The sequence below is a fragment of the Rhizobium sp. SRDI943 genome (genome assembly GCF_057653695.1).
Window position 1 is genome coordinate 191,980 of the sequence record NZ_CM172787.1, and the last position, 21,559, is coordinate 213,538.

The following is a 21,559-nucleotide window of genomic DNA, read 5'->3' on the forward strand; positions in this document are numbered from 1 at the left end:
TGACAGCGGCCCCTATCTGTTGGAAATCTCGCTTCATCGCGGGTGTAGCTCAATGGTAGAGCAGCAGCTTCCCAAGCTGAATACGAGGGTTCGATTCCCTTCACCCGCTCCATTCACCCTCAGGCCGTTCGCCGCCTTTTGAAGGCGCTTCGTGATCTTTTATGAAAAGGGTTGCGCGCAGGCATCGGCTCCTACAAGGACACAGATGGCGCCTCGGCCGCGCGCAACCCCTAGCTTCGCCTTTATCTGGTCTTACTGACGCTCATCTCAATTCCCCCCAATTGAGACCTCACGTAGTCGCCGCGGCGAAGCTTTGCGAATTCGTCGGTGGCTTGTGCCGGTGCGCTCTTGAAAACGTACCATTCACCGTCCGGTTCGCGTTTCTGATAGATCAGGCCGCCCTTCTTGCGGTGGCTGAAGCAGGTGATTGCCGTCGCCGTTCCGGTCTTGGCGTGCCAGTCGGCGTTGAAGCAGAGTTTACCCGTTTCCGTGATGAACCAGCGGCCCGTGCCGAAGGACGGCGAGCCATTTTCCCGCGACCAGGCGGTAAAGCGACGCGCCTTTGCGGAGAAGTAGCCGGCGCCGGCTTTCCACATCCAGGAATTCTGGTTGTAGAGCCGATAGATTTCCGCGCTGCTCATCGGTTTTGCGGTCTCGATCCCCGCAGGCTCATTGGTTCCGGCAGCGGACGCGGCCGTGGCGATACCGCCGGTCAGGACCACGGCCAGGAACATTTTTTGAAGCATGGACATGTTCAGGTTCCTTCTTGTTCAATTGATGCTTTCGCGGACGATCCGCCAGTCGGGGCGGCCATAGCCGTCCGGCCACGGATAGACTTCACGGTCGTTGAAGTAGACAACGGCGCTCAGCGCCGGGAACTGGGGATAGCGTTTCGTTACGCTCTCAGCCCAGTTTCGCACGAAGGAATCGCCGCCTTCGTATCCGAGTTCGGCAACCATGATGGGCTTGCCGTAACCGGCGACACGGGCGTATCCGGGCGCAAGGTGCTCGGCAAACGTCTGGTCGCGGCCAGTCTTGTCCCTGTCGTATTGCTCCAGGCCAAAGACCGAGAGCCCGATGAGATCGACGACATCGTTGCCGGGATAAAAGGCTTGAAGCCCCTCATTGCCCTTCGGTGACCACATGTATTTGGCCGTCTTCAGGTGGACCTTGCAGACCTCCACCATCCGGCGATAGGCCTTGGCATAATCGTCGCCCTGCCAATGCGACCAGGAGAACTGGCTGTCGGTTTCGTCCATTTCCTGTCCCCAGCGAATGATGACCGGACTTTTCAGCTTGGCAGCAGTCGAGCAGACGGCGGCCATGTTCGCATCGCGCGAACCGTTGAGGATGCTGTGCAGCAGTTCCTGCGAGGTTTGGCGCGAACCGGTCGACCAGGTCCAGGGCTCGACCGAGATCAGCAGGGTGCGGCCACGCGCTTGCGCATAATCGTCGGCGAGGGCGAGCGTGCGCAGATCGACATCTTCCCAGGGCAGGAAGAGGTGTTCGATCTTCGAATCGGGCGAGGCGCCTAAATCTCCGTACGGATCATAGGCGCCGAACGTGATCGACTCCTTCGTGACGACCGGCATTTTGGTCGGCGGCGCAATGGACGATGTCGTCATTGCAAGCGGCTGCCCTTCGGCAGAACTGCCCAGAGCGGTCGGCAGGACCGCGACTCCCGACAGCAACAGGCCGGTTAACGACAACAGGGCTATTTTGGATGGGCTATGCATTGTGTACTTCCTCCACGCTCGGCCGCACATCCGGGTGAGCGGCATCCGTTCTCAGTTGGATTTCCTCCGGATCGGAAATCCATCGTGGTTTGAAGAAGATCGTGCGCAGGGCGGTCCCGCCCCGGCCTGCACCGGAGGCGGCGTAGCGCTCTTCGAACAGCTGAAGGCGGCCGCTGCCCCAGGCGAGTGCCTCGGTCGCATCCTTTCCGCGCATGATGGTTGCAGCCCCCGGCAACGCGACGAGCGCCAGAAGCACGGTCGCCATCGCCGGACGGTACAAACGCGGGGCCGCCGCAACAGTATTCTCCTTCGAATGACGCCCGACGATGACCAACAGCAGCGCGCAGTAGATTGCGGCGTTCAGGATGGTAAAGAAGTAACCGCCCTTGGAGGCGCCGGCATCGCCGATTGCCAGGGCAGGCAATACCGCCATGAGCGCCAGCACAGCGTAGGGCGCCAGGACACGCACCGGCAGCAGATCGACTTCGGACCGGCCTTTCGGCGTGACGCGGAAATCGACGAAGGAGCCTGTCACAAAATCGTGCACCGCAGCCAGCGTGCCGGCGAGCGCCCAGGGCCAGCGGGCGAAGAGAAAGAGCATGCATTCCCAGCTCAGGATCTTGGCGTCGTAGGGGCGGAACGAGCTGCTGGCGCGCCAGCGATAAGCCATCACCACGAGAGCGATAGAAAGCGGTGCGAAATGCGCCAGGAAATCGGGATAGGTCACGGTCACGAAATTCTGGCCGCGCACGAGCGCGATGATCGGCAAAGCAAACATGAGCAACATAAAGAACGCAAAAAGCGGATACCAGAGTTGCGAAAAGAGGAACTGGAACTTGAGCCGGGCCGGCAGCCGGCCGAGGAGGCTCGGCGAGTACCGCAACAGCACCATGACCAGGCTGCGCGACCACTGGAATTCCTGCGTCACGAGATCGCTGAAGGTTCTGGGGCCGTCACCATGGGCGATGGCATCCAGCGCATGCACACCTCGCCAGCCGCCGGCATTCATCATCAATGTCGTCGAATGGTCTTCAGCCAACTCCGGACCGAGGCCGCCGATCTGTTTGAGGGCGACGGTACGTACCGCGTAATGCGACCCTATGCACATCGGCGCCAGGCCGCCATTGTAACCGGCTTGGAGCGAACCATGCATGCTGGCCTCGGCATAGAGCCTTCCACGTGCCGACCAGCTTTCGGAAGCGTTCTTGTCGCAAATGCTGGGGGCCGAGACATAGCCGACCTTTGGATCGCCGAACGGACGCAGCATGTGGAAGAGATAGTCGGGCGCGGGAACATGATCCGCATCGAGTTGCGCCACGAAATCGTAGCGGCTGTAGCCGTAGTGGTCGTAGAAGAAGGCGAGGTTGCCTTCCTTGCACCGCGTGCGTCGGGGCCACGACGTCCGATGATAATCGGATCGCCCCTTGCGGGTCGAGACGAGGACCCCGTGACGGGAGCACCAGTCGAGAGTCTCGGGGGAAGGGTCTTCGTCGGCAAGCCAGGTGTCGTGTTCCACCTCCTGGGCAAGCATTGCCAGCAGGGTTTCACTGACGACCGAGAAGGGTTCGGCCGGCGCCTTGGTCACGACCATGGCCACTCGACTGCCCGCCGGCAGGCGCAAGGGACCGTTCGGTCTTGCCGCCCGATAGAAGACGACGATGAAATAGGCCGGCAGCGCGGTAACCCAGGCAAGAACGAGGCTCACCGTAATTGTGCCGAAAGCATCGACGTGATGGCGCGGCTCCAGCCACCAGATCCAGAAATAGGCGAAGGCGCAGGCCCATACGGCCGCCGAGAACAGATATTCGGTCCGCCGATGTCCGGTCAGAACCGGGACAAGAAGCGGCTCGTGGGAGGGTTCCGGAGCGTGCGTCGCTTGGATAATCGCAAGTTCGGTCACGCGCGCACCTCCAGTCCGAAGAACGGAGCCGCCGTCCGCACGATGGTTTCGAGGTCGGAATATCGAGGCTGGAAGCAGAGCGTCTCGCGGGCCAGGCTGGCGTCGGCGTAGAGGCTGGGCGGATCGCCCGGACGGCGTGGATGGATGACGACCGGGACTTCGCAGCCGGTCGTTTCCTGGATCACGCGCAGGACTTCCCTGATGGAATAACCCCGCCCGGTGCCGAGGTTGACAGCGAGGTTTGCTCCGCCTTTGGCGAGATGGGTGAAGGCCTGAACATGGGCGCGCGCGAGATCTGCGACGTGAATATAGTCCCTTATGCAGGTCCCGTCAGGGGTATCGTAATCATCGCCGAATATCTCCAGGTGCGGAATCCGGCCGGCCGCGGCCAGCAGCGCCCGCGGAATGAGATGGGTTTCCGGAACGTGCCATTCGCCAAGCTCGCCGTCCGGATCGGCTCCACAGGCATTGAAATAACGCAGGGCAACATACCGCAGGCCGTAGGCCGCCGCATAATCGGCGAGCATATGCTCGAAGATCAGCTTGGTCTTGCCGTAGGGATTGATCGGAGCCTTCGGCAACGTCTCATCGATCGGCAGCACGGACGGGACGCCGTAGACGGCACAACTCGATGAGAAGATGACGTTTTGAAGCCCCGTCTGCCGGCAGGCATCGATAAGCGACAATGCACCGCAGACATTGTTGTTGTAATATTTCGCCGGGTTTTCCACGGACTCGCCGACGTAGGCCGAGGCGGCAAAGTGGATGACGGCATCGGGAGCATATTTCTCGATGACCTCGATCAGGCATGACGTGTCGAGGACGTCACCTTCGACGAAAGGCCCCCAGCGCACGGACGAACGGTTTCCGGTCGTGAGATTGTCGTAGACGACAGGCTCAATCCCCTCCGAGCGGAGGAGCTTGGCGGTGTGGCTGCCGATATAGCCGGCACCGCCCGTGACCAGGACCCGGGGCGCATCCATCAGACCGCCTCCAGCTCGCGTGCCGGACGGGTGAGAACGCCATCGAAATAGTCGATCGTCTGACGCAGGCCGCTCGACAAGTCGATCTTCGGCCGCCAGTCGAGTTCCTGCATGGCAAGCGAAATATCGGGGCGACGCTGACGGGGATCGTCAACCGGCAGAGCGCGATGGATGATTTGCGACCGGGAACCGGTCAATCCGATCACCTGCTCGGCCAGTTCCCGGATCGTGAATTCGCCCGGATTGCCGAGATTGACAGGCCCCGTCAGCGACGACGGTGAGGCCATCATGCGGACCATGCCGCCGATGAGATCATCGACGAAACAGAACGAGCGGGTCTGCGAACCGTCGCCATATATCGTGATGTCTTGCCCCGTCAGGGCCTGGACGATGAAATTCGAGACGACGCGGCCGTCGTCCGGACGCATCCGCGGGCCGTAGGTGTTGAAGATGCGGATGATCTTGATCTCGACGCCGTGCGTGTTGTGGAAGTCGAAGAACAGCGTCTCGGCGCAGCGCTTGCCCTCGTCATAGCAGGAGCGCGGCCCGAACGAATTGACGTTGCCCCAGTAGCTTTCGACCTGCGGGTGGACGTTCGGGTCGCCGTAGACTTCGGAGGTGGATGCCTGAAGGATACGTGCGCCGGTGCGCGCGGCCAGCTCCAGAAGGTTGAGGGAGCCCAGCACGCAGGTCTTTGTCGTATGGATCGGATCGGCCTGATAATGCGGGGGCGATGCCGGGCAGGCGAGGTTATAGATCTCGTCGACTTCCAGATCGAGCGGGTGGACGATATCGTGGGCGACGACATTGAAGCGATCGACTCGCTTCAGATGGACGATATTGCGCCGCATGCCGGTGGAAAAGTTGTCGAGGCAGATCACCTGGTGTCCGGCGGCCAAAAGCGTCTCGCAGAGATGCGATCCGAGGAAACCTGCACCGCCGGTGACAAGAACTCTCTTGGGAGCGCGATGTATTCCGGAAGGACAATTTGCATCACGAGCAGAAACTTGTACAGAGCGCGCACGAATCTTACCAAGATAGTTCACGACTACCTCCCGTGTTTTCAGATGTTGCTATGGGATATTCGATATTTACTTCGACATATCGCGAAACCAAGTCGTTCGATCATGCGAATGTTTTATTCGTCCGGTTTTTCTTTTGGAATGAACCGATGCTTATTTAGATACAGCTAAGAAAGGCAATTGTCGTTATCCTCACGTCCTGGAAATTATCGCTCCGTACATTTCAGAGCGAAAAGGAATATGATAAACAACTTATGGAGGAGACTCTTCGGGCACTTCCGTTTTTCCAAACGGAGTTCTGCGGAGATTTCCGCCGCAAAAACAATTGCTTTTCTCAATTTCCATGGCTCGGGTCGGGTTATGCGCTGGAGGCATTGGATGGCTACAGGGTCTGAATCCGACGATGATCCTGCCGCGAAACAGGAACGGCCGGCGCATATGGAGCGGCGGCGCTGGCCGCGTGAACCGGCCATGCGCAAGGAACGCCCGCCCCATGCCTCCCCTGCACTCGTGCCGCTGCGATTCTCGACGCAGGACCTACCACCGGCAGAACAATTCCAGGCCTGGCGGGCACATATGGCGCCGCTCGTGGATGTTCATCTGCCGGAGGGAAAATCACCGGAAGACGGGTTCCTCGCGGAGCAGATCGGCTGGCATCTCGGCGATATCCTGATCGTCCAGCAGCGCGCGCATGCCCACAGATATGTCCGCGATCAGGCCATGCTTCGATCGAGCCCTATCGACCATTGGAACGTCGGCCTGCAGCGCAGCGGCCAGGCCTGGACCGAGGTCAACCGTCGTGTCACCGAGACCGGTGCCGGCGAGATATTTTTCATGTCGCTCGGCAGCCCCTATCGCGGACGGACGACCGATACCGAAGCTTTGCTCGTGTTCCTGCCGTATGAGATGCTGGCTCGCGATGCGAGCCTTCTCCAGAGCGCCGGCAACACGGTTCTTTCGGGCAGCCACGCCGAGTTGCTCACGGGCTATCTCACGGGCCTCGAAACGAACCTCGGCAATCTGACGATAGAGGAAGTGCCCCGGATCATCCAAACCATCGGCGATATGGTCGTTGCGGGCGCCGCATCGTCCACAAGGACTGATACCGGTCAAAACCAGGCCAACATGGGACTGATGGAGCGGGCGCACCGCTACATTCACGTCAATCTCCATTCGGAAAACCTGACACCGGACGTGATGTGCCGCGCGTTGGGGATTTCGCGTACGCGGCTTTATCAACTGTTTGAGGCGAGCGGAGGCGTGCTCAATTATATTCGCAAGCGGCGATTGCTGCAGGCCTATGCGGATCTCAGCAATTCGGCCGACCACAGGCCGATTTCAGAAATCGCAGAAGCCGCCGGTTTCGAGGTCGCCGCCAATTTTACGCGCGCCTTCATCCACGAATTCGGGCTGAGCCCGCGTGAAATCCGAAGGACGGTGGCAACCCAGCAGCGGCCGGCTCCGGCCATCCGCTCCACGCAGCGTTACGGAAAAACGATCGGTGATTGGCTGGCCCTGACGGGTTGATCCGGCTCGGGCTGAAATCCGGACTCGAAGTCCGTTAAGCGGCGGTCGACGCTTTTGCCGAAGACACAGCGGACTTGATCCAGACCCATGGCCTCTAAACCGCCTGTTGCGGTCTATGATGCCTGCTCCGCTCCTTTTCATCTCTGACCAGGAAAGGCTCTAATCCCCGAAAAACCGGATCGGCTTGTATTGCCGATGCGCGATGATCAGGCTCCGGTCGGGCTGGATGATGTAGGTTTCTTCCACCTCCCGGCCGTACTGGTCGATGAAGTCATGCGGGAAGGCGGAGCCGGGGGGTGATTTGGTGAGCTTGCTGCGCGGCTGGCCACTATAGGTGATGCTGCCGGGGATGGGTTCGAGGCCCGGTCCGCTGTAGCTGACGGTGTTGCATCCCGCCAGAACGAGCGTGCCGACGAGGCCGATGATTGCAGGTTTCATGTCCATCCCTCCCAATGCGTTGAATAATATCACTCTACACCTCGTCGGATAGGGCTCACGACACGAATGCTCATGCCGCGCTTCAATCCTTCGGGAAGCGTCGCCGGGGACGCCGTGATCGAGCGCCGGCGGGACGACATCCACCTATGGATGTTAGGGTGAAAATCCCGATCCTCCAGGCGCGATGACCCCTCCATTGCCGAAACCGGTGTCGTCTGCTAGATCGGCATCGTCGAAAAAGGCAGGATCGGTTGAGGTAAGCCCGGTCCCTTCCGTTCGAGCGTCAAGCGCGCTCTCACGGAAGCTCTGCTCCGTGCCATGGCACGAGAACCCGCGACGTGATCCGCATGAAGATGCGGGATCCCGGCGGCGTGCGGAGAGGGCAAATAGGCAGTCCCGGGATTTTTTCGAACGGAGACTGTCATGCGCTTGAACCATCTCGATTTCCACGTTCCCGATATCGCTGCCACGGCGGATTTCTTCATCCGCCATTTCGGTCTGAGGCTTAAGGATATGCGCGGCCAGAACGGCCTGGCGATCCTCGAAGACGATACCGGCCTCGAAATCGTCCTCAGCCACGCAATCGCAAAATTCGGCACCGCCGATCAGGTGGAGATGGGACGCCAGACCTATCACATCGGCTTCATTCTGCCCGAGAGGGCGGATGTCGATGCGGTCCATGCCGGGCTTGCTGCTGCCGGTGCTGCGCTGTCCGGTCGGCCGGCCGCCATGCGCGGCGGCTGGCTGTTTTATTGCACGGCTCCCGGAAACATTCTCGTCGAGATCGGCTGGCGGCCGGGTTAGACGATACCCAAAAGGAAAGGGCGGCCGCCGCCGTCCGCCCCTCATCCGGCTGCCGCCACCTTCTCCCCGTAAACGGGGCGAAGGGGGGTATGCCGCGACCTTTCCGTTCCCCATTGGCCTCTTGCATGGCACGTCCCCTCTCCCCGTTTTTACGGGGAGAGGGTTAGGGTCATATGCGCTAGGTTTAGCCCTGGACATAAGGAATCTGGTTGTGATTCAAGCTTTGGATGAAGATTCGTCCTGAGGTTTTGGATCATTGGCCGGAAGTGCGCGAGCGGCTTCCGGCGGGTTTTGACTTGGAAGCAACGGCGCGGTTGCGCGGTGCTTTTACGCGGGTGCGGGAAATCAAGAATGCCGAGACGCTGTTGCGGCTGGCACTTGCCTATGGCGGCCTTGGCATGTCGCTACGCGAGACCTGTGCATGGGCCGAAGCGGGCGGGATCGCCCGTTTGTCAGACCCATCGCTGCTTGAGCGGCTGTGCAAAGCGGCGCCTTGGCTTGGCGACATCGTGGCCGCGCTGATTGCCGAACAGGCCAAAGTGCCGACGGGGCGCTTTGCGGGATATCGCTTGCGTGTGCTCGATGGAACGTCGATTTGCCATCCAGGCGCTGACCGCACGACATGGCGGTTACATGTCGGCTACAACTTGGCAACGGCTCAGGTCGATCAGCTTGAGTTGACCGACATCCATGGTGCCGAGAACCTTCAGCGCCTTACCTACGCACCCGGCGATATCGTGCTGGCCGATCGCTACTATGCAAGACCGCGCGACCTGCGGCCGGTGATCGACGCCAGTGCAGACTTCATCGTGCGGACCGGCTGGAACTCGTTGCGCCTGTTGCAGACGAATGGCGAGCCCTTTGATCTGTTTGCCGCACTCGCCGCTCAGCAAGAGCAGGAAGGCGAGGTGCAGGTTCGTGTCCACGAAGGCATGACGGGGACGCCGCCACCACCGCCGCTGGCCCTGCGCCTCATTGTCCGACGCAAGGATCCGCAACAGGCCCAAGCCGAGCAGGAGCGTCTGCTCAAAGCCGCCCGCAAGCACGGCAAAAAACCCGATCCGCGCAGTCTCGAGGCGGCGAAGTACATTCTGCTGCTGACCTCGCTGCCGGCCACCACCTTCCCGCCGGCCGATATCCTCACCCTCTATCGCTTCCGCTGGCAAATCGAGCTGGCGTTCAAACGGTTCAAGAGCCTGGCCGGCCTCGACAGCTTGCCGGCCAAGAAGCCGGAACTGGCCCGGGCATGGCTCTACGCCAGACTGATCGTCGCCATCATCGCCGAACAGATTGCCGGGCAAGTCCCGGACTCTCCCCCCTCTGGATGTGGCAACCCCACTGGCTAGCCCCCCATTGGCAAGCCCATCGCGCTGGCGTCTCATGAAGATCGCCCTGGCCACCATTTGCGCCGCCATCCGCGGACCACTTCTGTGGCAGGCCGTCTGTAATCTCGTCACGCGAAGTCGTCGCCACCTCTGTGAGCCGCCGCGACGACGCCGAAAACAATGCGACGATCTACACGCTCGCTTAACCTAGCGCATATGAGGGTTAGGGTGAGGGGCAGCCGCGGCGCGAACCGGACAGCCGCGCCTCGTGCCGAGGTCGGCTCAGAATTCCGTCCAGTCGGGATCCTGGCTCGGCGATGTGCTGCTGCCGGCGCCGAAGGCGTTGGCGATCTTCTGGCCCAGCGCTCGGGCCGGCGAGGCGGCCGGGCGGGCGGTGCCTTCGCGGGCGACGCGGATCGGGGCTGCCCTGGCTGCCGGGCGGGCGGCAGCGCGAGGTGCTGCGGCGATTGGCGCGCTCGTGGTGAAGCCGCCGGTGCCGGTCAGCCTGAATTGGCCGAGCAGATTGTTGAGCGCTGACGCTTCCGTAGCCAAGTTATGGCTGGCGGCTGTCGATTCCTCGACCATCGCCGCATTCTGCTGCGTGCCCTGGTCCATGGTGTTGACGGCGGTGTTGATCTCTTGCAGCCCGATCGATTGTTCGCGGGAGGCTTCGGCGATCGCGTGGACGTGCTGGTTGATCTCCTGCACCTCTTGGACGATCGAATCGAGCGCCTTGCCGGTTTCGCCGACCAGCGAGACGCCGGTCTGCACATGCGAGCCGGAGGTGCTGATCAGCGCCTTGATCTCCTTGGCGGCCTTGGCCGAGCGCTGGGCGAGCTCGCGCACTTCCTGGGCGACGACCGCAAAACCCTTGCCGGCATCGCCGGCGCGGGCGGCTTCGACGCCGGCGTTCAGAGCCAAAAGGTTGGTCTGGAAGGCGATGTCGTCGATGACGCCGATGATGTTGGAGATTTCGCCCGAGGACTTCTCGATCTGCTGCATGGCGGAGACGGCCTTGCGGACGACCTCGCCGGATTTCTCGGCGCCGAGGCGGGTGCGGGCGACGAGTTGGCTTGCTTCCTCGGCCCGCTTGGCGGCGTCGCGCACCGTCGTGGTGATCTCCTCCAGCGCTGCTGCCGTTTCTTCGACGGAGGCTGACTGCTGTTCCGTCCGCTGGGAAAGCTGGTCCGCGGAGGAACGAATCTCGTTGGCGCCAGCGCCGATCGCCCGGGCATTGGCGCCGACCGTATGCAGGGTTTCGTTGAGCTTCTCGACCGAGTTGTTGAAATCCTCACGCAGCGCATCGAGATGCGCGACGAAGGGCTCCGCGATATGCGAGGCGAGATCGCCGGCGGCGAGGCGGCGCAGGCCGTCGCCGAGTGCGGTGACGGCGCGGTCGAGTTCCGATGCTTCGCGGGCCTTCTGCGCCTCGCGGTCGCGGCGCTCGCTGTCGCTGACGTCGCGGTCTGTTTCGGCGCGCGCCTCGATCCGGGCACGCTCGATCGCATTGTCGCGGAAGACCGAAACCGCCTTTGCCATCTGGCCGACTTCATCGCCGCGGTCGAGGCCGCTGACATCGCTTGTCGTATCGCCCTCGGCAAGCCGGGTCATGCGCAGGCGCAGCTGCGTCATCGGGCCGGCGATGCCCTTCTGGGCGACGACCACGCTGAAGCCGACGGCGGCGAGAACGGCGATGCCGATCAGCACGAAACAGAAGACGATCCGCCCGTTGACGGAAGCCGAGAGCGCGTCGCCGCCATCGTTGAGCATCGCCATCATCGCATCATTGTTGGCGATCATCTTCGGCGTCAGCGCATCGAGCTTGGCATTGATCAGGGCAACATTCGAAAGCGCGCCGGCGCTGTCCTTGGCTTTGCTCTGTTCGATGATCTTGTTCGCCAGGGTTTCGATCTCATCGATGCCGGCCTGAATCTCATCGATCGCCGACTTGCGGCTGGGCACCAGCGCCAGCGCCTGCTTCATGCGGTCACGCGCCTGCGGCAGCTTGCTCGGTGTGGCGAGCGCCGTCTGGAATGCCGGCGTATCGGGCTTCATGTCGGCAATCAGGGTGACCTGCAGCACCGAGGCCACCGCCGATGCGCTGGCGCGCGCGCTCAGCATCGAGGCCTGCGCTTCATGATCGATGAAGGCGCTGTAGGCCGCATCCGCACGGCGGAATTCGGAGATGACATAGATCAGCCCGGCCATCGTGATCAGCCCCATGAGCGCCACGACCGATATGATTTTTGTGCGGATTTTCAGATGTTTCAGCATGGAAATGTCACCCGATTGACGGGGCGTGTCGCGCCCGGTGCTTTTGAAATCAATTGTTGCAGAAAACGCTGCTTCAATATCGCGTTTAGGGATTACGTTTGGGCTGACGCTTGCATCATGCGATCGGCTGGCGGGGTCCGATGTCGTCGCAACAAATAAGAGGCGATATTCTTTAATTCCGCGCTAACACGAGGCGGGGGATGGCTGTGATTTTTTGGGGCTGAGAGGTTGCAGTCACCTAGCGCGTATGACGGGCACCGAGATCAAGCCTCGGAGCGCCGGCATTCAAGAGAGCCTCATCCTGAGGTGCCCCGCAGGGGCCTCGAAGGTCGAGGCGGGCATTCCGCGTCGGATAATGCAAGGAGCAGCGTTGCGGCGTGTCCTTCGAGGCTCCGGCCTTTGGCCTCCGCGCCTCAGGATGAGGGACGTCAGAGGGTGGCGCGCTGTTACGAGGCCGATGAGTTCGTGACCGTCATCCGCTCCCCTCACTCCCACACATATTCCCCACCAAGCATGACTCTGATACATCTCGCCAACGCCACAATGCTTCGCGCTTAACCCAGAGATCACAATCACGATGATGCAATCCAAGCTGGCATCCCTGACTCTGAAGGGTTTTCTCGCGTTCGGCCTGTTTTTCGGCGTGCTTTTCTCAAGTTTGGCCGCATCGGCCCAGCAGGTGTCCCCCTCGCTGCCGTTGCTCTTCGATGCGCGCGAACGTCTTGCCAGGCCCGATCTCTCCTCGCTGGTGCGATTGCGCTTCCTGACGTCGGTCGATTTTCCGCCCTTCAATTTCACCGATCAGAACGGCAAGCTCTCCGGTTTCAATGTCGATCTCGCCCGCGAAATCTGCAGCGAGCTGGAAATATCGGACAAGTGCCAGATCCAGGCGATCCCCTTCGCCGACCTCAGGGATGCGCTCGCCGCCTCGCAGGGCGATGCCGTCATCGCCGGTTTTGCTGTGACGCCGGAACTCCGCCGGCAATTCGTCTTCTCCAGACCCTATCTGATGCTGCCGGCGCGCTTCGTGCGCAATCTCGCCGTGCCGCTCGACGGAAAGACGGCTTCCGCCCTTTCCAGCCACCCGGTCGGTGTCGTCAGGGGGACGGTGCACGAGGCGATGCTGGCCGCCTTTTTCCCCACGCTCAAGGCCGAGCCGTTCGACACAAAGGACGCCCTGCTGGCGGCGCTCAGAGACCGCAAGGTCGATGCCGCCTTCGCCGATGCGCTGCAGCTTTCCTTCTGGGTTTCTTCGCCGGCGTCAGCCAAATGCTGCGCGCTGTTCGACGGCCCCTATCTTTCCGAGCATTTCCTCGGCGAGGGCATGACGATCATGCTGCGGCAGAAGGACAGCGTGCTGACGTCAGCCATCGACCACGCACTCGCCACGCTGTCGCGCAACGGCCGCCTCCAGGAAATCTATCTGCGCTACTTTCCCTACGGGCTTTATTGAAGCCGCTAAAAGCACGGGACGCGTTTTAGCTTTTAGCCCTTGCGGAACCGGGCAATCGCGCTGCGCTCGATCGCCGCACAGGTGAGCTTGTCGAGGCCGAGCCGGTCCCGCAGCAGGCTGAGCAGCCGCAACTCCTCCGCCTTGACCGAGAGATCGGCGGATGCCACCTCGACGGCCAGCGCATAGGCCGTGTCGTAGAGCTTTGCGGGGAGGGTGTCGCGCACGGTTTCGAGAACGACGTCGAGACCTTCCGGACCTGCAAGCAGCGAGGCGCAGTCGCGCGCCACCGCAATCAGTTTGTCGTCATCGAAATCCCGGAAAACTGGCAGGAATCCGATCAACTGGCCGATCCTTTCCATTTCCCTGTCGTTCATCGTGCTGTCGACGGCGGATGCCATCACCATCACGTAGATCAGCGCATCATGGGCGGAAAGCGGCTTGTTCATCTCTGATTCCTTTTTCGATCAGCCGAGATTAGGAATTGGCGGCAGCCATTACAAGGGATCGGCCCGATCCGGGACTGTCCGATCGCTGTCATGACTGCCGGTTTAATGGCGGCGCGGGTCGTCGCCGTAAAGGCCTTTTCCTGCTTGCCTGGCCTTTTCGGCGGCCGCCGTAAGCGGCGAACCCACTGCTGCTTCCGCCCAGCCGTTTTCGGCGAGCCATGCGCCGAGATCCTCTGTGCCGAGCCGGCAGGCAGTCGTTACTGTGTCCTTCCATTCCACCGTCTCGAGATCGCAGCTGACGCTGCGGTTGCGCAACAACAGGCGCAGCGCCGTCTTCGCCATCATGCCGCAGGGCCATTGCCGGCCCGCCGGCCCGCATATCCTGTCGACCGGCGTCGGCACGATCCCGGCAAGCTGAAGCCGACGCTCGCCAAAGGAAAGCATGCCGGCATTGTCGACCATCGGCCGCGCCAGCTCCACCGCCTTTTTCGCGCTCGGACTCGCTGTTTGCCCGGCCGCCGTGTCGGCTTGTTGCGGTAGATCGGCCGGTTTGGATGTCACCCCGTCGCCTGGCGCCGGAGAGGGCGAAGCCGCCGGTTCCGTTGAGCGAGCGATCATTTCGGCACGGTCGTCCGAGATCGCCGCACCTTCGTCGGCGTCGGAGGCAGCATCCACCGCTGCGGTTGCCGTCTCCTCCGCGGACGCCGTCTCTTCGCCAGCCGTGCCGCCGCCAAGCCTTGCTTCGCCTGCCAGCAGCAGGCCGGTCACCACGACCATCCCCGTGATACCTGTGATGAAGGCGGCAGGGCGCATGGAATATCTTCCTATTGGCTGGCCCAGATGATGCGGGCGATCCAGTCGACGTCGGAAAGCTCGAGGGTGCGGTTGGGATGTTCGGGATTGAGAGACAGCAGCTCGATCGACCGCGGGCTCTGGCGCAGCAGCACCTTGGCCATCACCTCGCCCTCGTTTGTGCGCACGACGACGCGGTCGTTGCGGCGCACCTGCGCCCCCGGCTCGACGATCAGCACGTCGCCGTCGCGATAAAGCGGCATCATGCTCTCGCCCTGCACCTCCAGCGCATAGACGCCGGCCTTTTGCGACGGGGCGGCCGGAAATTCCACCACGTCCCAGCCCTGGCCGGCCGGAAAGCCGCCATCGTCGAAGAAACCGCCGGCGCCCGCCTGGGCGAAGCCGAGCAGCGGAATGGAGCCGCCTTGCGGCGGAAACGCGTTTTCCTGCTGCCCGGCCGGCTGCTTGGAAAGACCGGCGTCCGGCCGCATGAAAGCCATAAACTGTTCCATGCTCGCCCCTGTGGCGTCGAGCACCTTGGCGATCGATTCCGTCGAAGGCCAGCGCAGCCGCCCATCGGCGGAAAGCCGTTTCGATTTGTTGAAGGAGGTCGGGTCGAGGCCGGCGCGGCGCGCAAGTCCGGATGGCGTCAGCTCGTGCCGTTCGGCAAGCCTGTCGAGCGCTTCCCAGATCTGGTTGTGTGACAGCATGCGCGCGATTCCGTCGCGGCATTCAACGCCGCGCTTCAACCATGTCGAATATTAATCGACCGTGCCGTCTGAGTAAAGATGAAAGAGGAATAAAATCCTGTTTCCAAAGGGAAATGTATCGTTCAGGCGACCATCGCCATATTGATCTTGCCGAGCTGGATGACGGCCTGCGTCCGGCTGTCGACGTCCAGTTTCAACAGGATCGCCGAGACATGCGCCTTGATCGTCGCTTCGGAGACGCCGAGTTCGTAGGCGATCTGCTTGTTCAGCAGCCCTTCGCCAAGCATGGTCAGCACCCGGCTCTGCTGCGGCGTCAGCGTATGCAGGCGGTGGATCAGGTCGGCGACATCGGGATCCTGCTCCTGCCCGTCGCGATAGCTTTCCGGCGTGGCGATGTCGCCGGCAAGCACCGTCTGGATGCCGCGGCGAATGTCGTCGATACCGGAGGATTTCGAAATGAAGCCTGAAGCGCCGAGCTCCAGCGCCCGGCGGATGGTCGTCGCGTCGTCGGTTGCCGAGACGATGACGATCGGCAGGCTGGCAAATTCGGAGCGCAATGCCATCAGGCCGGAAAAGCCGCTGACGCCGGGCATGGCGAGATCGAGCAGCATCAGATCGGCATCCGCATGGGCGCCGGCGGCCCGGCGCGCGGCAGCGAAATCGCCGGCCTCGACGATCGATTGCCGGCCTTCCATGCCGATCACCGCTTGGCGCAGTGCGTCACGGAAAAGCGGATGATCGTCCGCAATGATGATGGTCTGTTCGTGCATCGAAAACTCCCTCCCAAGAGCCCGATCATGCCTTGCATGCGACGCCATCCCTCCGCGTTGCATGCCGGCTTGCTCATATCGACTATATCAGATCAGGTCTTCTGCGGAAGGGGATTGGTGTTTTCCTCGGCCTGGAACTCCTTCACCATCCCCATGAAACTCTTCATCATCCGCTCCATGATGCTGATCGAACGGTCGACCTCGGCGTCGCTCGGCAGCGCGCGCTGGGCGACATTGCCCTGTTCGAGCGCCGTCACCCGCTTTGCCAGCCGGTCGAGTTCATCCTCATAGGCCGCCCGCTCGTCGGCCGCCATCCGGCAGACGAGGGCGCCGTCCTTGTCCTGGCAGATCGACATTGCCCCGCTCTGCCGGTCGAGCCGGATGAAATGATCGCCGCTCTTCTCCAGCTGGAAGCGGCCGGCATCGGCTTCGGCCGCCGCGGCCGCCAACGGCATGAAAAAAACGCCAAGCGTGATAACGAATGCCTTCATCGTCTTATCCTCCGAGTCGGCGTAAAATCTGAATCCTGTTCTGCCGGTCCCGTTTTTCGGCGCCGGGGCGTGGACATCGCCGCCTCTTTCCGGCAAAGCCCTGGTGACCAAGGAACAGCCCATCGTGAGGCCATGATGACCCTGACACCGACCCTTTACAAGATCGTGACGGAAACGCTCTGGCAGCAAGCCAGACAAACCGGCACTTTTCATGGCGCCGGCATCGATCTCCAGGACGGCTTCATCCATTTCTCGACGGCAGACCAGGTAAAGCAGACCGCCGCCCTGCATTTTGCCGGCCAGTCCGGCCTGCTGCTGATTGCCGTCGATGGCAGCCGTTTCAGTGACAAGCTGGTCTTCGAACCCTCGCGCGGCGGCGATCTCTTCCCGCATCTCTACGCCGATCTGCCGCTTGCAGCCGTGCTCTGGGAGGCGCCGCTGCCGCTCGACGAAGCCGGCGCCCATGTCTTCCCGGAGCTGCAGCCATGATCGATCCCTTCAAGCGTCTCGCCCGCAAGGGTCTCTTCCTGTTCGATCCGGAAACGGCGCACGGCATGTCGATCGCCGCCTTGAAATCCGGTCTCGTGCCCGCCTGCCAGATCACCCCCGATCCGCGCCTGCGCCAGACCGTTGCCGGCCTTACCTTCGAAAATCCGCTCGGCATGGCCGCCGGCTACGACAAGAATGCCGAGGTGCCGGAGGCGCTGTTGAAGCTCGGTTTCGGCTTTACCGAGATCGGCACGGTGACGCCGAAGCCGCAATCCGGCAATCCGCGCCCGCGCATCTTTCGCCTGGTCGAGGATGAAGCCGTCATCAACCGCCTCGGCTTCAACAATGAAGGCCATGATGCTGCTTTCGGGCGCCTCGCCGCGCTAACGGGCGGGGGCATGATCGGCGTCAATATCGGCGCCAACAAGGACAGCGAGGATCGCATCGCCGATTATGTCGCCGGCATCCGCCGCTTTTATTCCGTCGCGCGCTATTTCACCGCCAACATCTCCTCCCCGAACACGCCTGGCCTGCGCGACCTGCAGGGGCGCGAAAGCCTTGCGGTGCTGTTGTCATCAGTGCTTGCGGCGCGTGACGAGATGGCGGCGACATCCGGCCGGAAGATCCCGGTCTTTCTGAAGATCGCGCCTGATCTGACCGAGGAAGGCATGGACGATATCGCCGCCGAGGCGCTTTCGCATGCGCTCGATGGCCTGATCGTCTCCAACACCACGCTGTCGCGCGACGGCCTTAGGGATCAGCGCCAGGCGAAGGAGGCGGGTGGCCTCTCCGGTGTGCCGCTTTTCGAAAAGTCGACGGCGGTGCTCGCCAGGATGCGCAAGCGCGTCGGCCCTGATCTGCCGATCATCGGCGTCGGCGGCGTCTCCTCGGCCGAGACCGCGCTGGAAAAGATCAGGGCGGGCGCCGATCTCGTCCAGCTCTATTCCTGCATGGTCTATGAGGGCCCCGGTTTGGCCGGCGATATCGTCCGCGGCCTGTCGAAACTCCTGGACCGCGAAAAGGCCGCCTCGATCCGCGAGCTGCGCGATAGCAGGGTCGATTACTGGGCAGGGCGAAAGGTCTGATCGGCCCGTCGCTTGACGAGCATCGCCAGGAAGAAGCCGCGGAAGAGCAGGAAGGCGTTCATCGCCAGCCACAGGCCATGATTGCCGAAGAGCGGCACAAAGATCGCGAGCATCAAGAGATAACCGGCAAAAGAGATCAGCATGCGGTTGCGCATGTCGGCCGACCACGTGGCGCCGATGAAGACCCCGTCCATCACGAAGGCGAGCGCGCCGGTCAGTCCGGTGACCGCCGCCCAGGGCAGATAGGTTTCGGCCGCCTGCCGCACATCGGGTGAGGTCGTCAGCACCGAGATCAGCCAGGGGCCGGCGAGGAAGAAGAAGGCGGAGCCGAGCGCCGCCAGCCCGAAGGACCACAAGGTCGTGAGCTTCAGCCCCCGGTCGAAGGCCAGCCGGTAATGCGCGCCGATCGCCCGGCCGATGATCTGTTCGGCGGCATTGGCAAGCCCGTCGAGGTAATAGCCTGATAGTAGGAAAAAATTCATCACCACGGCATTGGCGGCTAGCGTCACCGCGCCGAAGCTGGTGCCGATCCGCGTCATGATGGTGAAGGCGCCGATCAGCACGAAAGTGCGGATCAGGATGTCGCGGTTGAGCGCGAAAAGCTCGGCCAGCCGGTGGCGGGAAAAGACCTCGGACCATGCCGGTCGCGCTGCCTTGCCGAAGCCGCTGAGCACGATGAAAAGCCCGGCGAGCGCGCCGACGCTTTCGCCGGCCATGGTCCCCCAGGCGACCCCCGCCACGCCCCAATCGAGCGTCAGGCCGAGATAGATGGAAAGCAGGATGTTGATGCCGTTGATGATCGCCTGCAGCAGCAGCCCGATCTTGCCCTGTCCGCGCCCGAGCACGAAGCCGAGGATGGCATAATTCGCCAGTGCCGCGGGTGCTGCCAGCATGCGGATCGAAAAGTAGGTGCTGGTTGCCTCGGCGATCGCTCCTTCCGCCCCCATCAGCCTCAGCCCGCCGGTGATTAGCAGCGGTGAAAGACAGAGCAGCGCCAGTCCGCAGCCGAGCGCCGAAATCATCGCCCGGGAAAAGACCGCCTGCTGCTCGTGCTGGTCATGACGGCCATAGGCCTGCGCCGTCAGCCCGGTCGTCGAGGCGCGCAGGAAGTTGAAGCTGCCGAGGATCAGATCGAAGAGCATCGCGCCGATCGCCAGCCCGGCCAGCGCTTCCGCATTGCCCATGCGGCCAACGACGGCGGTGTTCGTCAGCCCGAGCAGCGGCGTCGTCATGAAGCCGAGCGTCATCGGAAGGGCGATCGACAGCACCATCCGGTGCGTCACGTCGAATGCGAGCGCGTTGCGATTGCTGCGTGTATCCATGCCGGCCTCGTCGCGACGGCACGACGCGTCGTTTCAGACGCGCAACCGACGCTGCATCACTTGAACTGCTGCCGGCGGAATCACCTCAGCTGGAAAGCACCATGGCCCAATAGGGCAGGTTCCTGGAAGATGTATTGTGGGCGACGGCGACGCCAAGGCCGCCATAACGTCCGAGCATGTTTTCCAGGTGATGCGGCGAGTTGATCCAGGCCGTCACCACGGCATCGACGCTCTGTTGGCCCGACGCGATGTTTTCGGCCGCCGGCAACCGCACGCCGCTCGCCTTGACGCGCGCGCCGAAACTGTCGGTCATACCCATGAGATGCGCCATTTTGCCCACACTCGCCATGCGTTTTGCCTGGAACAAGGCGGCAGTACTCGCCGCCGGATCGACGGTAAGTGGCGGCAGGCCGTTTTTGGCCCTGAGCTGGTTGACGAGCGGCAGCACGCTCGCCGTCTCGTCCTCGCCGTCCGACGGCGTGCCGGCCATCCGCGGGGTCGTGGTGCAGCCGGCGATGCCGGCGGCGAGCGCAAGTCCGGAAAGGCGCAGCAGGCCGCGCCTGGAAAGATCGATGGATGTCATGTTACCGGCGGTAGCTGAAAAGACGAAGGATGATGAAGAGCGGGATGACGATCGTCGCACCGAGGAGGAGATAGTCGCCGACGCGCCCAAGCGCCGAGAAGCCGCGGTACCAGATCTCCAGGATGAAATCGCGTATGCCGTAGATGATGCCCCACGGCGTCAGGCCGAAGACGGTCATGACGAAACCGACGATCAGCGACACCACGATAAGCTTTATCAATGTGCGGCCGATCGAATCACCGAGGAACCTGTTCGCCTGATCGGACATAAGCCATCTCCTGTTTGCCCTTGGAATAAGGTCGCGGCGCGGCGCCCGCAAGCCCTTTCCGGAATTGGCCGCTTCGCCTCTGAAATAGGACTTGAGTTTTTTTGTGGCCGCCGCCAAATGCGGGCCAATGGATGTCGCCCGGAAGTGTGCAGCGGTTCCGGGAAAACGACATGCATAAAAGAAAGAGCTACAGGCCCATTGATGCAGCCCCACCAGCTTTCCTCAGGCGATGTCATCGCCGACCGCCGCGCCGATTATGCCCGGATGCTCGAAGAAGGCGGCGAGCCGGAAGCGGCCGCCGAGCTGATGGAGCAGGCCCTCGAGCTCGTGCCTGCCTGGGCCGCCGGCTGGTATCGCCTCGCCACCTACCTGGAAAAGGCGGGCAGGGGTGAAGCCGCGATCGATGCCTATCGCAGGACGCTTGCTCTCGGTCCCGATGACATTTTCGGCGCCGCCCTCAAGCTCGCCCTTCTCGGTGATGGCGCCGTGCCTGACCGGCCGCCGAGCCGCTATGTCGAGCGCCTCTTCGACGATTATGCCGACCGTTTCGAATCAGCACTTGTCGAAAAGCTCGACTACAGCGTCCCGCAGAAACTGGCCGCGCTTATCGCCTCCACCGGCAGGCGCTACGAACTGGCCGTCGATCTCGGCTGCGGCACCGGCCTGCTCGGCCCGGAGATCCGGGCCAATGTCGACCGCCTCGAAGGCTTCGATCTCTCGCAGAACATGCTGGCGAAGGCCGCCGAGAAACATGTCTATGACAGTCTCGCCCAGGCCGATCTCTCGCTCGCGCCCGATCTCTCCGTCGTCTTTGCCGATGCCGCGCGCCATCGCGCCGACCTGGTGACGGCAGCCGATGTGCTGATGTATCTCGGCAATCTCGAGAGCGTCTTTGCCATCGTCGGAGAACTCGCCGCATCAGGCGCCGACATCGCCTTTTCCGTCGAGGATGCAGGTGAGGGCGACGGCTTTCACCTCGCTCCCTCTCTGCGCTACGCCCATTCGGAAAGCTATGTCAGGATGTTGCTTGCCCGTCACGGCTTCCAAATCCTCAAGACCGTCAAGTCGGTCATTCGCAAAGATGGCGGAAAACCGGTTTCCGGCATTCTGTTCCTTACGCAGAAGCCGGCGTGAGCGAACA

At 62.3% G+C, this 21,559-nt stretch carries 22 protein-coding genes and 1 tRNA gene; 8 read left to right on the top strand and 15 right to left on the bottom strand.

The window, feature by feature from the left end; genetic code table 11:
* The first annotated feature begins 38 nt into the window (after positions 1 to 38).
* A tRNA-Gly gene (locus tag AC245Y_RS00975) sits at positions 39 to 112 on the top strand.
* A 130-nt stretch (positions 113 to 242) separates the two neighbouring features.
* Here the strand turns inward: AC245Y_RS00975 and AC245Y_RS00980 are convergent.
* From AC245Y_RS00980 to AC245Y_RS01000, 5 genes are read right to left on the bottom strand one after another with little or no spacing between them, the layout of a single operon-like run.
* The gene (locus AC245Y_RS00980) at positions 243 to 752 is read right to left on the bottom strand and encodes a DUF995 domain-containing protein (protein WP_012755932.1); all 510 of its coding nucleotides are present in this window, start codon (positions 750 to 752) and stop codon (positions 243 to 245) included.
* An 18-nt stretch (positions 753 to 770) separates the two neighbouring features.
* A complete protein-coding gene (locus AC245Y_RS00985; protein WP_017992844.1) occupies positions 771 to 1,709 on the bottom strand; it encodes a glycoside hydrolase family 26 protein in 939 nt (312 codons plus the stop codon).
* Positions 1,710 to 1,728: 19 nt separating this feature from the next.
* Positions 1,729 to 3,636, bottom strand: coding sequence for a glycosyltransferase family 2 protein (locus tag AC245Y_RS00990; protein ID WP_017992845.1), 1,908 nt, complete (start codon positions 3,634 to 3,636; stop codon positions 1,729 to 1,731).
* Complete coding sequence (gene galE / locus AC245Y_RS00995) at positions 3,633 to 4,619, bottom strand: UDP-glucose 4-epimerase GalE (protein ID WP_012755935.1); 987 nt, start codon at positions 4,617 to 4,619, stop codon at positions 3,633 to 3,635. The genes AC245Y_RS00990 and galE overlap by 4 nt, the downstream gene beginning before the upstream one ends.
* Positions 4,619 to 5,665: a UDP-glucuronic acid decarboxylase family protein gene (locus AC245Y_RS01000; protein ID WP_012755936.1), complete on the bottom strand. Its 1,047-nt coding sequence runs from the start codon at positions 5,663 to 5,665 to the stop codon at positions 4,619 to 4,621. The genes galE and AC245Y_RS01000 overlap by 1 nt, the downstream gene beginning before the upstream one ends.
* 354 nt (positions 5,666 to 6,019) lie before the next feature.
* Between AC245Y_RS01000 and AC245Y_RS01005 the strand changes: the two genes are divergently transcribed.
* Positions 6,020 to 7,168, top strand: a complete 1,149-nt coding sequence (locus AC245Y_RS01005) for a helix-turn-helix domain-containing protein (protein ID WP_017992846.1) — start codon at positions 6,020 to 6,022, stop codon at positions 7,166 to 7,168.
* Between the two features lie 159 nt (positions 7,169 to 7,327).
* Here the strand turns inward: AC245Y_RS01005 and AC245Y_RS01010 are convergent, their stop codons facing one another.
* A complete protein-coding gene (locus AC245Y_RS01010) occupies positions 7,328 to 7,606 on the bottom strand; it encodes a hypothetical protein (RefSeq protein ID WP_012755938.1) in 279 nt (92 codons plus the stop codon).
* Positions 7,607 to 8,029: 423 nt separating this feature from the next.
* Here AC245Y_RS01010 and AC245Y_RS01015 point away from each other — a divergent pair, with 423 nt between their 5' ends.
* The gene (locus AC245Y_RS01015; RefSeq protein ID WP_012755939.1) at positions 8,030 to 8,410 is read left to right on the top strand and encodes a VOC family protein; all 381 of its coding nucleotides are present in this window, start codon (positions 8,030 to 8,032) and stop codon (positions 8,408 to 8,410) included.
* Positions 8,411 to 8,706: 296 nt separating this feature from the next.
* Positions 8,707 to 9,756: an IS4 family transposase gene (locus tag AC245Y_RS01020; protein WP_245273995.1), complete on the top strand. Its 1,050-nt coding sequence runs from the start codon at positions 8,707 to 8,709 to the stop codon at positions 9,754 to 9,756.
* A 261-nt stretch (positions 9,757 to 10,017) separates the two neighbouring features.
* Here AC245Y_RS01020 and AC245Y_RS01025 read toward each other — a convergent pair whose 3' ends face one another.
* Positions 10,018 to 12,009 carry a methyl-accepting chemotaxis protein gene (locus AC245Y_RS01025; RefSeq protein ID WP_017992848.1) on the bottom strand — a complete coding sequence of 664 codons (1,992 nt, stop codon included), beginning with the start codon at positions 12,007 to 12,009 and terminating at the stop codon, positions 10,018 to 10,020.
* A gap of 577 nt (positions 12,010 to 12,586) precedes the next feature.
* Between AC245Y_RS01025 and AC245Y_RS01030 the strand changes: the two genes are divergently transcribed.
* Positions 12,587 to 13,462, top strand: coding sequence for a transporter substrate-binding domain-containing protein (locus AC245Y_RS01030; RefSeq protein ID WP_012755942.1), 876 nt, complete (start codon positions 12,587 to 12,589; stop codon positions 13,460 to 13,462).
* A 32-nt stretch (positions 13,463 to 13,494) separates the two neighbouring features.
* Here the strand turns inward: AC245Y_RS01030 and AC245Y_RS01035 are convergent, their stop codons facing one another.
* From AC245Y_RS01035 to AC245Y_RS01055, 5 genes are all read right to left on the bottom strand, one after another.
* The gene (locus tag AC245Y_RS01035) at positions 13,495 to 13,908 is read right to left on the bottom strand and encodes a tellurite resistance TerB family protein (RefSeq protein WP_012755943.1); all 414 of its coding nucleotides are present in this window, start codon (positions 13,906 to 13,908) and stop codon (positions 13,495 to 13,497) included.
* A 102-nt stretch (positions 13,909 to 14,010) separates the two neighbouring features.
* Positions 14,011 to 14,721, bottom strand: a complete 711-nt coding sequence (locus tag AC245Y_RS01040; protein WP_012755944.1) for a thermonuclease family protein — start codon at positions 14,719 to 14,721, stop codon at positions 14,011 to 14,013.
* An 11-nt stretch (positions 14,722 to 14,732) separates the two neighbouring features.
* On the bottom strand, positions 14,733 to 15,410 hold the full coding sequence (locus AC245Y_RS01045; protein ID WP_012755945.1) for a S24 family peptidase: 678 nt from the start codon (positions 15,408 to 15,410) through the stop codon (positions 14,733 to 14,735).
* Positions 15,411 to 15,532: 122 nt separating this feature from the next.
* Positions 15,533 to 16,180, bottom strand: coding sequence for a response regulator (locus tag AC245Y_RS01050; RefSeq protein WP_012755946.1), 648 nt, complete (start codon positions 16,178 to 16,180; stop codon positions 15,533 to 15,535).
* Positions 16,181 to 16,272: 92 nt separating this feature from the next.
* Positions 16,273 to 16,671, bottom strand: a complete 399-nt coding sequence (locus tag AC245Y_RS01055) for a hypothetical protein (protein WP_012755947.1) — start codon at positions 16,669 to 16,671, stop codon at positions 16,273 to 16,275.
* Between the two features lie 135 nt (positions 16,672 to 16,806).
* Here AC245Y_RS01055 and AC245Y_RS01060 point away from each other — a divergent pair, with 135 nt between their 5' ends.
* Both AC245Y_RS01060 and AC245Y_RS01065 read left to right on the top strand, forming a co-directional pair.
* Positions 16,807 to 17,160, top strand: a complete 354-nt coding sequence (locus tag AC245Y_RS01060; protein WP_026157242.1) for a DUF952 domain-containing protein — start codon at positions 16,807 to 16,809, stop codon at positions 17,158 to 17,160.
* On the top strand, positions 17,157 to 18,245 hold the full coding sequence (locus AC245Y_RS01065; protein WP_017992851.1) for a quinone-dependent dihydroorotate dehydrogenase: 1,089 nt from the start codon (positions 17,157 to 17,159) through the stop codon (positions 18,243 to 18,245). Before AC245Y_RS01060 ends, AC245Y_RS01065 begins: the two co-directional genes overlap by 4 nt.
* Here the strand turns inward: AC245Y_RS01065 and AC245Y_RS01070 are convergent.
* From AC245Y_RS01070 to AC245Y_RS01080, 3 genes are all read right to left on the bottom strand, one after another.
* Positions 18,221 to 19,567 (bottom strand): MATE family efflux transporter, encoded by a 1,347-nt coding sequence (locus AC245Y_RS01070; protein WP_017992852.1) that lies wholly within the window; start codon positions 19,565 to 19,567, stop codon positions 18,221 to 18,223. The two genes, AC245Y_RS01065 and AC245Y_RS01070, sit on opposite strands and share 25 nt — an antisense overlap.
* An 85-nt stretch (positions 19,568 to 19,652) precedes the next feature.
* Complete coding sequence (locus AC245Y_RS01075) at positions 19,653 to 20,150, bottom strand: CAP domain-containing protein (protein ID WP_017992853.1); 498 nt, start codon at positions 20,148 to 20,150, stop codon at positions 19,653 to 19,655.
* A gap of 1 nt (position 20,151) precedes the next feature.
* Complete coding sequence (locus tag AC245Y_RS01080) at positions 20,152 to 20,418, bottom strand: DUF6460 domain-containing protein (protein ID WP_003545236.1); 267 nt, start codon at positions 20,416 to 20,418, stop codon at positions 20,152 to 20,154.
* A 201-nt stretch (positions 20,419 to 20,619) separates the two neighbouring features.
* Between AC245Y_RS01080 and AC245Y_RS01085 the strand changes: the two genes are divergently transcribed.
* Positions 20,620 to 21,552: a class I SAM-dependent DNA methyltransferase gene (locus AC245Y_RS01085; RefSeq protein ID WP_026157243.1), complete on the top strand. Its 933-nt coding sequence runs from the start codon at positions 20,620 to 20,622 to the stop codon at positions 21,550 to 21,552.
* The last annotated feature ends 7 nt before the right edge of the window (positions 21,553 to 21,559 follow it).

What these genes read in the sequence shown, in the direction of transcription:
- AC245Y_RS01060 (WP_026157242.1), top strand. Translation starts at nt 16,807, where the DNA reads ATGACCCTGACACCGACCCTTTACAAGATCGTGACGGAAACGCTCTGG.
- AC245Y_RS01030 (WP_012755942.1), top strand. Translation starts at nt 12,587, where the DNA reads ATGATGCAATCCAAGCTGGCATCCCTGACTCTGAAGGGTTTTCTCGCG.
- AC245Y_RS01050 (WP_012755946.1), bottom strand. Translation starts at nt 16,180, where the DNA reads ATGCACGAACAGACCATCATCATTGCGGACGATCATCCGCTTTTCCGT.
- AC245Y_RS01075 (WP_017992853.1), bottom strand. Translation starts at nt 20,150, where the DNA reads ATGACATCCATCGATCTTTCCAGGCGCGGCCTGCTGCGCCTTTCCGGA.
- AC245Y_RS01065 (WP_017992851.1), top strand. Translation starts at nt 17,157, where the DNA reads ATGATCGATCCCTTCAAGCGTCTCGCCCGCAAGGGTCTCTTCCTGTTC.
- AC245Y_RS01070 (WP_017992852.1), bottom strand. Translation starts at nt 19,567, where the DNA reads ATGGATACACGCAGCAATCGCAACGCGCTCGCATTCGACGTGACGCAC.
- AC245Y_RS01025 (WP_017992848.1), bottom strand. Translation starts at nt 12,009, where the DNA reads ATGCTGAAACATCTGAAAATCCGCACAAAAATCATATCGGTCGTGGCG.
- AC245Y_RS01005 (WP_017992846.1), top strand. Translation starts at nt 6,020, where the DNA reads ATGGCTACAGGGTCTGAATCCGACGATGATCCTGCCGCGAAACAGGAA.
- AC245Y_RS01085 (WP_026157243.1), top strand. Translation starts at nt 20,620, where the DNA reads ATGCAGCCCCACCAGCTTTCCTCAGGCGATGTCATCGCCGACCGCCGC.
- AC245Y_RS01010 (WP_012755938.1), bottom strand. Translation starts at nt 7,606, where the DNA reads ATGAAACCTGCAATCATCGGCCTCGTCGGCACGCTCGTTCTGGCGGGA.
- AC245Y_RS01040 (WP_012755944.1), bottom strand. Translation starts at nt 14,721, where the DNA reads ATGCGCCCTGCCGCCTTCATCACAGGTATCACGGGGATGGTCGTGGTG.
- AC245Y_RS01035 (WP_012755943.1), bottom strand. Translation starts at nt 13,908, where the DNA reads ATGAACAAGCCGCTTTCCGCCCATGATGCGCTGATCTACGTGATGGTG.
- AC245Y_RS01015 (WP_012755939.1), top strand. Translation starts at nt 8,030, where the DNA reads ATGCGCTTGAACCATCTCGATTTCCACGTTCCCGATATCGCTGCCACG.
- AC245Y_RS00980 (WP_012755932.1), bottom strand. Translation starts at nt 752, where the DNA reads ATGTCCATGCTTCAAAAAATGTTCCTGGCCGTGGTCCTGACCGGCGGT.
- AC245Y_RS01045 (WP_012755945.1), bottom strand. Translation starts at nt 15,410, where the DNA reads ATGCTGTCACACAACCAGATCTGGGAAGCGCTCGACAGGCTTGCCGAA.
- AC245Y_RS01080 (WP_003545236.1), bottom strand. Translation starts at nt 20,418, where the DNA reads ATGTCCGATCAGGCGAACAGGTTCCTCGGTGATTCGATCGGCCGCACA.
- AC245Y_RS01055 (WP_012755947.1), bottom strand. Translation starts at nt 16,671, where the DNA reads ATGAAGGCATTCGTTATCACGCTTGGCGTTTTTTTCATGCCGTTGGCG.
- galE (WP_012755935.1), bottom strand. Translation starts at nt 4,619, where the DNA reads ATGGATGCGCCCCGGGTCCTGGTCACGGGCGGTGCCGGCTATATCGGC.